General features: G+C 70.2%; 13 protein-coding genes. 5 read left to right on the top strand and 8 right to left on the bottom strand.

Annotation, left to right across the window (positions count from 1 at the left end; all coding sequences use genetic code 11):
* Nucleotides 1-8 precede the first annotated feature (8 nt).
* Complete coding sequence (locus ACFV7R_RS27305; RefSeq protein ID WP_385268001.1) at nt 9-377, bottom strand: hypothetical protein; 369 nt, start codon at nt 375-377, stop codon at nt 9-11.
* Between the two features lie 931 nt (nt 378-1,308).
* A complete protein-coding gene (locus ACFV7R_RS27300) occupies nt 1,309-1,509 on the bottom strand; it encodes a hypothetical protein (RefSeq protein WP_385267999.1) in 201 nt (66 codons plus the stop codon).
* 290 nt (nt 1,510-1,799) lie between these two features.
* Here ACFV7R_RS27300 and ACFV7R_RS27295 point away from each other — a divergent pair, with 290 nt between their 5' ends.
* A complete protein-coding gene (locus tag ACFV7R_RS27295; protein WP_385267997.1) occupies nt 1,800-3,038 on the top strand; it encodes a PP2C family protein-serine/threonine phosphatase in 1,239 nt (412 codons plus the stop codon).
* Nucleotides 3,039-3,142: 104 nt separating this feature from the next.
* On the opposite strand, the gene ACFV7R_RS27290 is transcribed toward ACFV7R_RS27295, so the two are convergent.
* The 5 genes from ACFV7R_RS27290 to ACFV7R_RS27270 form a co-directional block, all read right to left on the bottom strand.
* Entirely contained in the window at nt 3,143-3,856 is a 714-nt protein-coding gene (locus tag ACFV7R_RS27290) for a CAP domain-containing protein (protein WP_385267995.1), read from the bottom strand.
* A 492-nt stretch (nt 3,857-4,348) separates the two neighbouring features.
* Nucleotides 4,349-5,590 carry a cytochrome P450 gene (locus ACFV7R_RS27285; protein ID WP_385267993.1) on the bottom strand — a complete coding sequence of 414 codons (1,242 nt, stop codon included), beginning with the start codon at nt 5,588-5,590 and terminating at the stop codon, nt 4,349-4,351.
* On the bottom strand, nt 5,587-6,558 hold the full coding sequence (locus tag ACFV7R_RS27280; RefSeq protein WP_385267991.1) for an amidohydrolase family protein: 972 nt from the start codon (nt 6,556-6,558) through the stop codon (nt 5,587-5,589). Before ACFV7R_RS27280 ends, ACFV7R_RS27285 begins: the two co-directional genes overlap by 4 nt.
* A complete protein-coding gene (locus tag ACFV7R_RS27275; RefSeq protein WP_385267989.1) occupies nt 6,555-7,442 on the bottom strand; it encodes an NAD(P)-dependent oxidoreductase in 888 nt (295 codons plus the stop codon). The genes ACFV7R_RS27280 and ACFV7R_RS27275 overlap by 4 nt, the downstream gene beginning before the upstream one ends.
* A complete protein-coding gene (locus ACFV7R_RS27270; RefSeq protein WP_129803178.1) occupies nt 7,439-7,777 on the bottom strand; it encodes an antibiotic biosynthesis monooxygenase in 339 nt (112 codons plus the stop codon). Before ACFV7R_RS27270 ends, ACFV7R_RS27275 begins: the two co-directional genes overlap by 4 nt.
* Nucleotides 7,778-8,117: 340 nt before the next feature.
* Here ACFV7R_RS27270 and ACFV7R_RS27265 point away from each other — a divergent pair, with 340 nt between their 5' ends.
* Together ACFV7R_RS27265 and ACFV7R_RS27260 are read left to right on the top strand one after the other, a co-directional pair.
* Nucleotides 8,118-9,707 (top strand): M1 family metallopeptidase, encoded by a 1,590-nt coding sequence (locus tag ACFV7R_RS27265; protein WP_385267987.1) that lies wholly within the window; start codon nt 8,118-8,120, stop codon nt 9,705-9,707.
* Between the two features lie 227 nt (nt 9,708-9,934).
* Entirely contained in the window at nt 9,935-11,923 is a 1,989-nt protein-coding gene (locus tag ACFV7R_RS27260; protein ID WP_385267985.1) for an N-acetylmuramoyl-L-alanine amidase, read from the top strand.
* A gap of 30 nt (nt 11,924-11,953) precedes the next feature.
* Here ACFV7R_RS27260 and ACFV7R_RS27255 read toward each other — a convergent pair whose 3' ends face one another.
* Complete coding sequence (locus ACFV7R_RS27255; RefSeq protein WP_385267983.1) at nt 11,954-12,421, bottom strand: hypothetical protein; 468 nt, start codon at nt 12,419-12,421, stop codon at nt 11,954-11,956.
* Between the two features lie 300 nt (nt 12,422-12,721).
* Here ACFV7R_RS27255 and ACFV7R_RS27250 point away from each other — a divergent pair, with 300 nt between their 5' ends.
* Nucleotides 12,722-13,252 (top strand): rhomboid family intramembrane serine protease, encoded by a 531-nt coding sequence (locus ACFV7R_RS27250; protein WP_385268192.1) that lies wholly within the window; start codon nt 12,722-12,724, stop codon nt 13,250-13,252.
* Between the two features lie 188 nt (nt 13,253-13,440).
* On the top strand, nt 13,441-14,481 hold the full coding sequence (locus tag ACFV7R_RS27245) for a LacI family DNA-binding transcriptional regulator (protein WP_385268190.1): 1,041 nt from the start codon (nt 13,441-13,443) through the stop codon (nt 14,479-14,481).

The following is a 14,481-nucleotide window of genomic DNA, read 5'->3' as shown; positions in this document are numbered from 1 at the left end:
TGTTTCTGTCAGTGGCCGTTGCCGTGGCCGTTTCCGTTGCCGTGGCCATTCCCGTTGCCGTGGCCATTCCCGTTGTCGTGGCCATTCCCGTTGTCGTGGCCATTCCCGTTGTCGTGGCCATTCCCGTTGTCGTGGCCGTTGTCGTCATCGTCGTCGTGGCCGTTGTCGTCATCGTCGTCGTGGTCGTCGTCGTCCCACCCGTTGTCGTGGTCGTCGTCGTCCCACCCGTTGTTGTTGTAGTAGTCGCTGTAGCTGTGGTCGTAGCTGGTCGGGACGGCCGCCGAGGCCGCGCCCGATGCGCCGATCGCGGCACCACCAGCCATCAGGATGGTGCTGGCGGACAGCGCAATGAGACGCTTCGTGCGAGTTGATCGCATGGCTATACCTTTCCTTCCATCGTCTCGCGCGACTCTCCCGCACGAGATGGATGGCCGCGGCCGCAGCAATCGGAGCGGGCGGGGCGCGGTCATAGGCGTCGCCGCATGACTTTGAGAAGCACCTATCGGCCGCCGACGCCGCTTGTCAGCCGCGCAATATTGCGTGGGGCGGCGCTGCGGTCGCGGTCCTCACTGTGCAGGTACCTCGCCGACCGGGGGCGTGCCCCGGGATGCGGCTCTCACTTTTAGACCCTAGCTCCGCACCCGTGATGCGGCATCTCGAAACGAGCAAATCCGTTGATACCGGCAGAATTGACAGCAGGGCGGCCTGGACGCCGACGCCGACGCCGATCCGGGAGTGTGGCAGGCCGTCGTCCGCAGGCCCGCGCCGCACACACTGCACGACGTCACCAGCGACGGGTACGCCCTACCACGCCGAAATGGCCGCGTATGCCGACGACGCGGAGAAGGCCGAGCTCCCCCGCGTCACTGCTTGCGGCTGCTGCCATGTGCCGACCATGCACAGGTCCGCACCGGGAATGGTCAGGACGTCTTTCAACTCCTGTACAGACAGCCGAGTCGGCTGTCTCAGACACATGCGGGAGGCCGCGTCCTCGAGATCGGCGGCCGTTGACTCCTCCAAGGCGCCCTGTCCGTGGCCGGATTGGACGAGAATCCCAGCGGCATGTGCGGCGCCGCCCCGAACCGGGGTCGGGCAAGGCTGCGTTTGACGGTCGGGCGGACCTCGGGATCGCCTTGCAGGTCACTGCGCCCTCCCTCCTCGCAAGTGCGGGCCGACCTGTGGGAGTTCTGCCGCCTGGATACGAGTCGGCGGCCGGGCCCAGGAGTTGCCGGACGGCGGGTCCGGCCGACGCCCCGCAAGTTCAGCACCACCCGCCGCGGCCCCTGCGCGCGCGGCGGGTGAAGGTGATCAAGAACGCACTTGACGCACCGTGTCACCCGGACTCCGCTCGGTCCGCACCGTCGGCCCGGACCGGCGCAGCACGACGTTGTAGAGGCCGAAACGCAGCGGCGAGAGGCCGAGCACGACCTGGCCGTACCGGGACAGGGCGTACGACATCCCGAAGGCGCAGCCGCCGAGCAGGAACACCACCAGGTTGCCGCCGCTCACCGAGGGTGAACGCAGCAACCGCAGCGGTACGAAGAGGGGCGGGCCTCGGCGAGGGCGTACACGCAGATGACGAGTGCGGCGCCGACGGTGGTGCCTCCCAGTACCTCACGAGCTTCCTGCACCCCACCGACGAACGGGGGCGGACGGAATCGACAGGAGACTCGAGATGGTCGGGGTTCAAAGCCCCTGCCTCAGGTTGCGCCCCGAGCCCCGAGCCCCGAGCCCCGGAGCTCCGAGCTCCGGGGCATGCCGCGGACTGCTTCGCCTCGGCAGGAGAGCAGACTGTAGGTATGGGTTTGCGGCGGCGCCTTGCGGATCTGTGGCGGCCATGGCAACCGGGCCACGCGCTGGTGACGATTCCCCTTGCGCTGATCGTCGTGATCACGGTTGTGGACGTCATGGCTCCGCGCCACATCCATCTCGGGCCCCTGCTGGTCGTGGCACCCGCCATCACCCCGTCGTTCGCCGGCTCCCGACTCACCGCGTTCATCGGTGCACTGGCCGTGACCGCCCAGACCGTCATCGCCGTCCTGCGTGGCGGGTTCACCCCCAATCACCAGGTGCAGATCGCCGCCCTGGCGGTCATCTCGCTCCTGGTGGTGATCTTCTGTCGGCAACGCGAGCGGCGCGTGCGTCAGTTGGCCCGGGTGCGGTCTGTATCCGAAGCTGCACAGCGGGTGGTTCTACGGCCGCTGCCGCACAGAATGGGCCCGCTGCGGATGGCCTCGCTGTACCTGGCCGCCGAGGACGAGGCACAGATCGGCGGCGACCTCTACGCGGCGACGCGCACCGCGGACGGCACCCGACTGATCATCGGTGACGTCCGGGGCAAAGGTCTGCCCTCCATCAACGAGGCCTCCCTTCTGATGGGCGCCTTCCGGGAGGCCGGCCACCGATGCAGCAATCTGGTCGACCTCCCGAGCGCCCTGGAAGGCAGCATCCGCCGGCATCTGTCCGAGCACACCCCTCACGCCGAGGCCGTCGACGAGTTGCAGGAGCGCTTCGTCACCGCGCTGATACTCGACATTCCCGACGAGGGCTCCCTGGCCCAGATGATCAACTGCGGGCACCCTCCGCCCCTGCTGCTGCGCGGGGACCAGGTGACCACCCTGTACGCCCCCCACCCCGGGCCCCCGCTGGGCATGTGCGAGCTGCCCAGGACCGGCCTCACACCCGACCCGTTCACCTTGGAGGACGACGACACACTGCTGCTCTACACCGACGGCGTGATCGAGGCCAGAGACGCCGACGGGTCCTTCTATCCGCTGGCCGAACGCGTCGCCCGGTGGACCGGGAGCGGTCCCGAAGCCCTGCTGCACCACATCCACGAGGACCTCATGGCTCATGTCGGCGGTCTCCCGGGCGACGACGTCGCCATGGTGGTGATCCAACGCGCGCCCGTACTCAGGCCGGTCCACCACCTCAGGCACATGATCCACACCAACGGCTTCCACCACGACACAGACCGCGGCACAGACGAAGCACCGACTCCCGGGACCACCCCGCCTCCCCCTGCTCGCCGGGAGTGACCCATGGCCGCTGCCGGGACGGGTTCGCTGCCGGTTCCATGCGCCCGCCCCGGGACTGGTCCCGGGGCGGGCGCATGGAACCGGCTGTGGCGCCGGTCGAGCGGTCAGCGGGCCGTGCCGAAGTTCTGCGTCCAGTAGTTGCCGGGCTGGGCGAGGCCGACTCCGATCTCCTTGAAATCGCAGTTCAGGATGTTGCGCTTGTGGCCGGGGCTGGACATCCAGCCCGCCATGACCTGCTCGGGGCTGGAGTAGCCGTAGGCGACGTTCTCGCCGTAGGTCCTCCAGTTGTAGCCGGCGCGCGTGATCCGTTCGCCCGGCTCGGAACCGTCGGAGCCCGTGTGCGACATGTTCTTGTGGCTCGCCATGTCCGCGCTGTGGTCCTGGGCGGCCTTCGTGAGCTTCGCGTTCACGGTCACCGGCGAGCAACCGGCCTTGCTGCGCTCGCTGTTGACCAGGGACACGACGCGAGCCACGGCACCGGACGCCGGGGCCGCCGCGTCGGTGGTGCTCGGAGACGCGGAGGTGGACGTCTTTGGCTCCGAGGCTTCCGTCGAGGTCGGCGCGGTGGGTGCCTGCGAGCTCGGCGCGGTGGGTGCCTGCGAAGCCGGCGCCGCGGGCCGCGAGGTCCACTCGCGGCCCTGCCACCGCTCCTGCGAGGACGCGTTCTTCCAGTTCTCCCACTGACCGTAGGACTCGGCGCCCTCGGCGCCCTCATCGTTCAGACAGGCCATGGCGGCGGACGGTACGGCCAGCGCGCTCAGTGCGACGGCAGCGATGGCTATGTGCCGGTGGCGCGTCTTCCTGCGGTGCTTCCTCATGTGGACCTCGCTCGGTCGTCGCGGGGGTGCCTCCGGTGGGGTCAGCTGTGCTCGGACGCTGTGCCTGACCTGCGGTGACGCCTTCTGGGGCCGTCATTGTTAAAACCCGAGTGAAGGAGGGGCAACGAGCGCCGCTACTACCTGGCGTCGTAGTCGCCGAAGGCCCTTGAAACGAGCGCAGGGGTGTGCTGAACCGGCCCACCGGAGCACGGCAAGGTCTGGCGCTCCGTCAGGAAGCCGTACATGAGGGGGCGGCAGTGTGGAGGAAGCGGGTCACCTTCACGCCATCGGCTCGGGTGCGCCGTATGTCTGCTTCCAGGCGGCAAGTCCCCCTATATCGCCCGGCCGCCTTGTACTACCGAACCACGTTGACGCGCGAAGTCCGCGTGACGGATGTCACTGCGAGCCGCTGCAACCATTTCCGGGAACGCCGAACGGGCCCCTCGGTGGAGGGGCCCGTTCGGCGTGGCTGTGAGCGGATCGGTCTGTCGGTCACCCGGCAGGGTCGAGCACGACCGACAGCTCCGCGAGGCCGCGGAAGGCCGGGAAGGGAACCTCCATCCACTTCGCCTCGCCCGCGGGGTCGGCCGGCGTCATCCTCGGGAACCGGCCGAACAGGCCGGTGAGAGCCAGCTGCATCTCCAGCCGGGCCAGCGGGGCTCCCAGGCAGTAGTGGCTGCCGTGCCCGAACCCCAGATGGGCGTTCTGCGCGTTCCCCGGCCGCATCACATCGAGCTCGTCCGGGGCGTCGAACTTCTGCGGGTCGCGGTTGGCCGCACTGAGCGCGACCTGGACCAGGGCGCCCTTCGGGATCCGCATCCCGCCGTACTCCACGTCCTCGGTCGCGTAGCGGAACGTCGAGGTCTCCACGGAGCCGTCGTAGCGCACCAGTTCCTCGACCGCCGGGCCGACCAGTTCCGGGTTCTCCTGCACGGCGCGGAGCTGTGCGGGATGGGACAGCAGGTGGTGGACGGCATTGCCGATGAGGTACGCGGTCGTCTTGTGGCCCGCGAACATCAGCAGGAACGCCGTGGAGACCAGCTCGTTCTCGGTGAGCCCACCGTCGTTGTCCTGGACTGCGGTGAGCGCGCTCAGCAGATCGTCACCCGGGTGGCTGCGCTTTGCCGCGATGAGGTCCGTGAAGTACGCGTGCAGATCCTCCTCGGCCTTCTGCTGGGCCCGCTTGGACTCCTCGCTGAAACCGGTCTGCGCCACGGTGGTGGACAGGTGCTGCATCAGCGACCGCTCCTGCGCCGGCACCCCGAGCAGTTCGCAGATCACGATGATCGGCAGCGGGAACGCGAAGGCGGGCAGCAGGTCGAAGGGCTCCCGGGTCGGGCACTCGTCGAGCAGGCTCTCGACGATGTCCTGGATCTGCGGCCGCAGCGCCTCCACGCGCCGTGGGGTGAACGCGGAGTTGACCAGCTTGCGCAGCCGGGTGTGCTTGGGCGGGTCGGAGTTGAGCATGTTGTCGTCCAGCGCCACGGACGAGTCACCGAAGATGCTCCGGTAGGCGTCCATGGCCCCGTACATGTCCTTGCTCAACCGCGGGTCCGACAGGGCGGCCCGCGCGTCCTCGTACCGTGTGATCAGGTACGTCTCGTTGCCGTGCGGCGGTTTCATGGGGCAGACCGGCGCCGCTTCCCGGAGCAGGGCGTACACCGCGTGCGGGTTGCGCCGGTACTCCGGGGTGCACCGCTCGGCCGCGGTGACGGCCTCTTGCGTGGTGATCACGGACGACTCCTCAGGTCGAAGACGGCCTCGGCGTTGCCGCCGAGGATGCGCTGCTGGGACGCCTTGTCGACCGGCAGCTTCTCGATCATGCGGATGAAGTCCTCCAGCGGCGCCGCCATCGGCGGTGAGTCGGTGCCGAACAGCATCCGTTCGGGCCCCAGCACCTCCGCGTTGAGGCTCAGGTGCGCCGGGCTGAACGGGCTGGTGTCGACGTACATGCGCTTCAGCGCCGCGGCCGGGTCGGCAGCCGGCGGGGCGGTGGCCGGCGCCGCGGCCCGGCCGGGGGGCGGCGCCCCCCCGGCCCAGTGCCGGGGGCGCGCCGCCGTCTGCAGTCGCTCCGGCAGCAGCGCCATCGCGCCGCCGCCGGTTGCGCCGATCAGCTGCAGATCGGGGTACTTCTCCAGCCATCCCGCGAACGCGATCATGGCCATGCCGGTGGTGACGTCGCCGAACCGGCCGATCTGCTCGACGAAACCGAGCTCGTCGACCCGTTCCGTGCCGAGCGGTTCGGCCGGGGCGTGCACCATGACCGGCACCCCCGCCTCCGCGGCCAGCGCGAAGAAGGAGTCGGCACGCGGGGAGCCGAGCAGCTCTCCGTGGACGCTGGACGTGGTGATCAGCCCGACGAAGGCAGGGTCCGCCAGGGTCTCCCGCACCCCTTCCAGGTGATCGTCGTCGCCGAACGGGTTGGCGTACACGTACCCGCGCAACTGGTCCGGGAACTTGGCGATCAGGCCTGACATCCAGGCGTGGAAGCCGCGCAGCCGGTCGCGTGGTTGCGCGTAGTTGTCCACGCCCGGGACCCGCGCCATCGCGCCGGCACCGACAGGGCTGCCGATGATGGTCAGGTCGATCCCGGCCTCGGCGCGAGCGGCAAGCATGCCGTCGACGTCGGTGAGGCTGGGGGGCATGGGGAAGCGTTCGGCCGCCTCCGGTGGGGACAGATGCCCGTGGATGTCGATGATCATGTATCGCTTCCCGGTTTCGGTGTGAGTGCGCGGACGACCGCGGCACAGTCCTCGTCACCCAGTCCTTGCCCGGCGGCGCGGACGTGGGTTTCGGCTGCGGCGGTCGCCAGCGGCAGACTCAGACCGACCGCCGCTGCCTGCTTGGAAGCGAGCATGAGGTCTTTGGCCATCAGCCGCAGCCGGAAGTCCGGCTTGTCGAAGCGGCCGGAGGCCAGGCGCTTGGACTTGAACGCCATGACCGGCGAGGCGAAGCCGCTGCCCGCGATCGTCTTGAGGGCCAGCTGCCGGTCGATTCCGGAGGCGGTCGCCAGCTCGCTGGCCTCGGCCAGGGCCTGCACCTCTATGCCCATCAGCAGGTTGAGGAGCAGCTTCATCCGCATGCCGGAACCGAGTGCGCCCAGATGGACGACCTCCTTGCCCAGCATCTCCAGCAGCGGGCGGCCGGCGTTGAACACCCGCTCCTCGCCGCCGACGAACAGCCGCAGCTCGCCGTCGCGGGCGTGGTCACGGTTGCCGAGCATGCCGACGTCCAGAACGGAGGGGACGTCCCCGGCGATCTGGACGACCTCGTCGGGAGCGACGGTGCTGGCGCAGATCAGGACCCCGGGGTAGGGCCCGCCCGCCAGCACTCCGTCCGGTCCGCGCAGCACGGTGCCGAGGGCTTCGCCGTCGGCGACGGAGCAGATGACGGCGCTCGTGCCTGCGGCGGCGTCAGCGGGGCGGGCCGCCGCGAAGGCACCCGCCTTGACGAGCGGTTCGACCCGCTCCGCGGTGCGGTTCCAGACCCGGACCTGCACTCCCTGGTCGAGGAGGCGGGTGGCCAGGCCGGTGCCCATGGCGCCGAGTCCGAGTACGGCTATGGGGCCGTTGGTCGTACGCGTCATGACGCCGCTCCCACGGTCTCCTTGACGACCCGGAACCGGAGCGACTGCGTCGAGTCGACCCACTGGCGCAGCGGAGCGACCAGTTCGCGGTGCTCCTCGCTCTGCTGCCAGGCGAAGAACGCCTCGGGCGTCTCCCATTCACTGGTGATCACCCACTGACGCGAGTCGTCCACGGGTTCTCCCAGCCGCTCGACGATGTGGCCGGGGGTGCGGGCGACGGTCTTGCGGATCTTGTCGTACAGATCCAGGAACCCTTGCTCGCCGCCCTCGATCACTCGGACGGTGAAAACGACGGACAGCTTGTCGGCCGAATGGCCCTTCTGCTTGGTGCCCATGTCTCCTCCTGATGGTGAGATCCGGCAGGACACGACTCCTACCGACTCATGACCCCCGTACGGCCGCAACTCCGAATGGGGGACGGGCCAGTCGGGACAAGGCCTTTACGCTGCATTGTTGGTCTGTTGGGGTGAGTGGGGTGGTGTTCCGTTCCGCGACTGTCGGACGCGGACGGCGTCACACGAACGGGGCTCTTCGCGACCCTTGCGAATCGGGGCGAATTCAGGCGGCGTTCGGCGGAAGAAGTCAGGAGATAATCGGATTTAGCGATGCCTGCTGGCATAGTGCGGCCATGAAGATTGCGACTGCCGGCAGCCGAGGCACCCACGGAGTGCTCCGGTGAAGGCGTCGTTCACCCGCCCCCCGCGCGAACCGGCTGGGACGGAGCGCCCCCGTCGTGGCCTCCGTACCCGCCGCACGGCCCTCGCCGTCGCCCTCACCGGCGCCGCCGTGATCACTGGTGCCGTCGTGCTCACCGACACCCTCCCCTTCGCGGGTCACCGGCCCCCCGCCCACCCCGGCTCGCCCGCCCCCGGCCCGTCCGGCGCGTCGTCCGGCCCGGCCCCCTCCCCCGGCGCCCCGGGCATCGGCGACCCGCTCCTGCCGCTCGACGGCAACGGCGGCTACACGGTGCGCCGTTACACCATCGCCTTCGACTGGCGGGCACCGCGGACGCCCTTCGACGCCCGCACCACCATCAGCGCCACCGCCACGCAGGCACTGTCCCGCTTCAACCTCGACTTCGCGGGCAACACGCTGCACACGGTCACCGTCGACGGCGCACCGGCGACCGCCGTACGCGACGGCGACGAGCTCGTCGTCACCCCCGCGCAGCCGATCCCCGACGGCAGCGCCTTCACCGTTCAGGTCGTCTACACCGCCGATCCGACGCAGCAACGGCACCGCAGTGACGCGATCCAGGCGTACGGCTGGGTGCCCACGCCCGACGGCACCGTGCTCTGTCCGCAGCCCAACGGCGCCAAGATGATCTTCCCGGCGAACGACCACCCCAGCCTGCGGGCGCCGGTCACCTTCCGTATCACCACCCCGCCCGGCCTCAGCGCAGTGGCCAACGGCCGGCTCGTCGAGCGCGTCCGGCGCCCCGACGGACGACTGCGGTGGACGTACGACTCCGAGCACCCGGTCGCGGCCCAGCTGATCCAGGTGGCGATCGGCAGGTTCACGTTCGTCGACAGCACCGGCCCGCGCGGACTGCCCGTCCGGGACGCGGTCCCCGGTGGCCTGGTCACCGACACCGAGGCCTACCGCTCGCTCACCTCCGAGCACCTGGCCTGGCTGGAACGGCGGCTCGGCCCGTACCCGTTCCGCCGCTACGGCGTGCTGGTCGGGGACACCGACCTGCCGGTGGCGCTGGAGACGCAGTCGCTTTCCGTCGTGCCGAGGGCCGATCTGCTGGGTGACCAGGTCGACGCCGAGCGCGACCTGGTTCACGAGCTGACCCACCACTGGACCGGCAACAGCGTCGCCATCCGGCAGTGGTCCGACCTCTGGCTGAGCGAGGGGCACGCCCGCTTCTACGAACGTCTCTACTCCGACGCACACGGTGGCATCAGCATCGAGGACGCGATGCGGGCGGCGTACGAGCAGCACGACCAGTGGCGCCACGACGACGGGGCGCCCGCCGAACCCACCGAGCCGACCCTGTTCAAGCAGATGCGGTACGACGGCTCGGCGCTGGTGCTCTACGCCTTGAGGGAGAAGGTCGGCGAGGAGACTTTCGACCGGATCGAGCGGTCCTGGGTGACGACGTACCGGGGCCGGGCCGCCGGCACGCGGGACTTCGTCGCGCTCGCGTCCGAGGTGGCCGGCGAGAACCTCACCCCGTTCCTGACCCCGTGGTTGTACGGGGCACAGACCCCGCCCATGCCGGGGCATCCCGACTGGCAGGTGGACCCGGTCCAGGACTGAGCCGGCCCGCCGCCGGTACCGGACTCCACCGTTCAGCACGGGCACTTCGCCCCCTCCCTGCCGTGACGGACGTACTGCCGCCGACCGGGTGGCCTCTGCCGGGCGGCTGGTCCAAGGCGGTGACAGTTGGCGCGACGTGGCGTGTCGGGCACGGAAACGTACGAGGGGTGGTGCCAAGGGCAACTCCGTTGTCCTGGTTGCGTCGAGCATGGTCGGAGGCCCCTGCAATGAGTGAACGTGCCGCCCCCCGTGTCCCCGGCGCCCTCCGGGGGCGCCGCCGCATCCTCTGGCTGACCGCGTCGGCGGCGCTCCTGATGTCGCTGCTGGTGCCGCTGCTGAGCGGGCCGGCGGACGACGACGGCGGCGCGGCGGACGACCCGCGTCTGCAGGACGTCTTCACGGCCGCCGCGCACGAATACCGTGTGCCGCGCAGTGTGCTCATGGGCGTGTCCTATCTGCAGTCGCGATGGGACGCCCATCCGGGCTCCCCGAGCGTCGTCGGCGGCTACGGACCGATGCACCTGGTGGACGCCCGCCGGGCCCAGTCCGCACCGCACCGCGGGAGTGCCTCGCCGTTCGCGGGGCCGCAGGCCTCACGCGAGGCGAACGCCCGGGGCAGCGCCTCCGCGCAGTCGGCCAACCTGCAACTCGCCGCCCGCCTGATCGGGGCCCCGGAGGAGCGGCTGCGGACGGACACCGAAGCCAACGTGCGCGGCGGTGCGGCCCTCCTGGCAGCGACGCAACGACAGCTCGGCAAGCCGCTCAGCGCCGACCCGGCCGACTGGTGGGAGGCGGTTGCGCGCTTCCCGGGCACGGGCGACACCGCATCGGGGCAGACGTACGCGAAAGACGTCTTTGCGGTGATCCGCCGGGGCGCGCACCGCACCACCGACGCAGGTCAGCATGTCACCCTCCCCGCCAACCCGGGCGTCGCCCCCCGCCCGCAGGGCCCACAGCGGCCGAAGGACGTCGAGTGCCCGGCGGAGGTGTCCTGTTCCTGGCTCAAAGCGCCGTACGTCGAGATCGGTGACGACGCGTACGGCAACTACGACCCGGCCGACCGGCCCAGGGACCAGAAGATCGACTCCATCGTCATCCACGACACCGAGGCACGTCTGCCGTCGATGCTCAAGACCATCCAGGAACCGACGGAGCCGTCGTGGCACTACTCGGTCCGCTCCAGCGACGGCCACATCACCCAGCACATCAGGACCAAGGACGCGGCCCGGCACTCCGGCAGCCAGTTCGTCAACGCCCGCTCGATCGGCATCGAGCACGAGGGATTCCTCACGCAGCCCGACACCTGGTACACGGAACAGATGTACCGGACCTCGGCCCGCCTCGTGCGCTACCTGGCGAAGAAGTACGACATCCCGCTCGACCGGCAGCACATCTTCGGCCATGACAACGTGCCGTCCCCGACCGCCTCGACCATCCCTCATATGCACGACGACCCCGGCCCGTTCTGGGACTGGCGGCACTACTTCGACCTCCTCGGCGCACCCCTGCGTGCCACGGCCGGGCGGGACAGCGCCATGGTGATCATGCTGCCCGACTACGCCACCCACAAGCCGCCGTTCACCGGATGCACCGGCGACGGTGTGCCGTGCAAGCCGCACGGCTCCAGCGCCGTCCGCCTGCACACCGAGCCGAGGGAGGACGCCTCGCTGATCCAGGACCCGGGCCGGCGCCCGGACGGGGAGGAGTCCACGGAGGACGTCAACGACCTGGGCTCGCGGGTCTCGGCCGGTCAGTCCTTCGCGGTCGCGGGGCGCAGTGGCGAGTGGACGGCGATCTGGTACCAGGGCCGGAAAGCATGGTTCAAGAACCCCAGACTCCATCCGACGGCCGTCGGTACGACCGGCCGGATGGTGACGCCGAAGGACGGCCTGAGCGAGGTCACGGTGTACGGGCGTGCTCTCCCGGAGGAGGACGCCTACCCGGACGGGGTGTCGGCGCCGACCGAATCGCCGCTCCCGTACAGCTTCCTCGCGGGCCAGCGGTATGTGACACAGGGCCGCCTCGTCGGTTCCCACGTCGACAAGTCGTCCTCCGACGACACACCGAACCAGGTGGTGACGGGCGAGGAGGAGTACTACCAGATCCAGTTCGGCCACCGTCTCGCCTACGTCCGGGCGAGCGACGTGGACGTGGTGAGCGAACCGGCCGCGGCAGGACCGCCGTCAGGCCCTGCGGCGCGCCGTCCCCAGCGGTGACGATGTCCGAACCATGGGCCGGGCGAACTGTCAGTCCCAGAGCGGGTACGTCACCGTCCGGGCCAACCTCTCCGGCCTGTCGTCGGGAAAAGTGAGCGTCATACGCGTGTAGCGCTGCAACTGAGGCTGCTTCTTCCACGGTTGCGGATCGTCGAGCCGAACCACGACGGGGTACGAGTGGAACCGGCCCGCCGCGCAGTACGGCCGGCAGTCGTTCACCGCGTTGAGGCCCACGGCCACCGCCGAGCCGGCATGCCAGTGCGACCATCGCAGAGCGGTGAGGCGGCTGTTGCCGTCACCGCAGGCGAGGATGAAGTCGGCAGGGCGTACCTGGGACTCCCAGAAACAGTCGACGAGCACGGGGACCACAGACGGCTGTGTCACGGCCTGCGCCGTGGACGGCGCAGCCGCGGGGGCGGCGGAGGCCGTACCCATGACCGCGGCGAGCGTCGCGGCGGCACAGACCGCGGCCACCTTGGTCATCGCGAGTTCCCGCATATCCGCTCCCGGCCCGTCCTGATCCACACGTCGTGCACGTACCGACGCTACGACCGTCCCCCGGTATGCACCACTCGGACGGAGCAATGTCGTGCCGGTGCGAGCAGGGCCGCCTTACGGCCGAGCCTGCCCACAGGGCGGGAACCGGGCTGTGGCTTGTCGGCGTTGAGCAGTACACAAGGGAAGCAAGGGGGTGCCATGGTGTACGGATCGCACTACGGCCCTGGATCGCAGTACGGGCAGCACGGCGCGGCGCGCCCCGCGCCCGGGGCGCGTCTGGCGCGTGCCAGGGACGCCGGCATGCTGATGGCCGGCTGGGTCGCCCTGCTGTGGGTGCTCGAGGTCGTCGACGCGGCGAGCGGCCACGCCCTGGACACGTTCGGCGTCAGCCCGCGCGAGGTCGGCGAGCTGCGGGACCTCGTGCCCGCCGCCTTTATGCACTTCGGCTTCGACCATCTCGCTGCGAACAGCGTGCCGCTGCTGGTTCTCGGCTTCCTTGCCGCACTGTCCGGCATACGCCGGTTCCTCGCCGTCGTCACCGTGATCGTCCTCGCCGGCGGCGTGGGCGTGTGGCTCACGGCTCCCCCGCACTCCACGACCGCCGGTGCGTCCGGCGTCGTCTTCGGTCTCTTCGGCTATCTGCTGATCCGCGGCTTCGTCGATCGCCGCGTCGGCGACATCGTCGTGGGCCTCCTCGTCGGTGCGGTCTACGGCTCGCTCCTGTGGGGCGTCCTGCCGACGGCTGCCGGGGTCAGCTGGCAGGGGCATCTCTTCGGCCTGCTGGGTGGGGTGGCTGCGGCCGTCGCGTTCCGGCGGCCGCGCGGCGCCTGACATACGGACGCGGGTTACCCACGTGGTGCGCGAACTCTTGACGCGTCTCCCATGACTGCGTAGACATGACAGCGCAGTCATACGGTCGGCGTCATACCGTCGGCATCGTCGGGGATGCGGCGCGGCCATCGGGAGATGCCATGACACAGGGTGCGGGACGAGGCGGAAGTTCCCCGGTGCCGCGGAGCGTGGACGTGGCGCGGCTGGCGGGGGTCTCGCAGAAGACCGTGTCGAGGGTCTTCAACGACGAGCCGTACGTCTCCACCGAGGTGCGCCGCAGGGTTCTCCAAGCCGCCGACGAACTCGGTTACCGGCGGAACAACGCGGCTCGGGCGCTGGCGTCCGGACGGACCCGTTCCATCGGTGTGGTCACCCTCGGGACGGCGCTGTACGGTCCCGCCTCGCTGCTCATGGGCATCGAGCGGGCCGTGCGGGACGTGGGGTACGCGCTCCGGGTGGTCAACACGATGGAGGGCGACCCGGCGGGCGTCGCCGGTGCCGTGGACTCACTCCTCGATCAGGGTGTGGACGGCATCGTCATCTCGGAGCCGATCGACGAAGGCTCCGACGGCACCGTCGAAGGCGCGGGCTCCCTCCGCGTCGACGTGCCGGTTCTCGTACTCGGCGCACCACCGCTGTTCGCCGCCCCCCAGGTGGTGACGGCGGGCGTCGTGGCCGAGCTGCTGGCCCGGGTCGCCACGGAACACCTCCTGGATCTGGGACACTTGACGGTCCATCACCTCGCTGGTCCCGGGCGCTGGTACGCCGCCCGGGACCGGCTGGAGGGGTGGCGGGCCGCACTGGCCGCACGCGGCCGGGACGCACCGCCGGTCGTGGAGGGCGACTGGTCGGCGGCGTCCGGGTACGCGGCGGGCCGTGCGCTGGCCTCCGACGACGACGTGACCGCGGTGTTCGCCGCGAACGACGACATGGCCATCGGCCTGATCCGCGCCCTGACGGAAGCCGGACGGCGCGTTCCGGACGACGTCAGCGTGGTCGGTTTCGACGACATCCCCGTCGCCGGCTATGTGACTCCTCCCCTGACCACGGTGCGGCAGCCGTTCGACGCCGTGGCGCAGGAAGGACTCAAGCGTCTTGTGCACGCCATCGAGAACCCGAACGCGGACCCTCTCCCGGCGAGCGACCCACCGGTCGACCTGGTCGTCCGCGCCTCGACCGCGCCCCCGCCGACCCGGACGACCCCGGGACATGAGCGACGTACGACCTGA

It is taken from the genome of Streptomyces sp. NPDC059866, assembly GCF_042731325.1.
Classification (GTDB): Bacteria; Actinomycetota; Actinomycetes; order Streptomycetales; family Streptomycetaceae; genus Streptomyces; species Streptomyces flavusporus.
Note: the sequence above shows the minus strand (reverse complement) of the source record. Positions and strands in the feature narration are given on the sequence as shown.

Coding starts and splice junctions, on each gene's coding strand:
- ACFV7R_RS27305 (WP_385268001.1), bottom strand. CDS start 377: ATGCGATCAACTCGCACGAAGCGTCTCATTGCGCTGTCCGCCAGCACC.
- ACFV7R_RS27295 (WP_385267997.1), top strand. CDS start 1,800: ATGGGTTTGCGGCGGCGCCTTGCGGATCTGTGGCGGCCATGGCAACCG.
- ACFV7R_RS27290 (WP_385267995.1), bottom strand. CDS start 3,856: ATGAGGAAGCACCGCAGGAAGACGCGCCACCGGCACATAGCCATCGCT.
- ACFV7R_RS27280 (WP_385267991.1), bottom strand. CDS start 6,558: ATGATCATCGACATCCACGGGCATCTGTCCCCACCGGAGGCGGCCGAA.
- ACFV7R_RS27275 (WP_385267989.1), bottom strand. CDS start 7,442: ATGACGCGTACGACCAACGGCCCCATAGCCGTACTCGGACTCGGCGCC.
- ACFV7R_RS27270 (WP_129803178.1), bottom strand. CDS start 7,777: ATGGGCACCAAGCAGAAGGGCCATTCGGCCGACAAGCTGTCCGTCGTT.
- ACFV7R_RS27260 (WP_385267985.1), top strand. CDS start 9,935: ATGAGTGAACGTGCCGCCCCCCGTGTCCCCGGCGCCCTCCGGGGGCGC.
- ACFV7R_RS27255 (WP_385267983.1), bottom strand. CDS start 12,421: ATGCGGGAACTCGCGATGACCAAGGTGGCCGCGGTCTGTGCCGCCGCG.
- ACFV7R_RS27250 (WP_385268192.1), top strand. CDS start 12,722: ATGCTGATGGCCGGCTGGGTCGCCCTGCTGTGGGTGCTCGAGGTCGTC.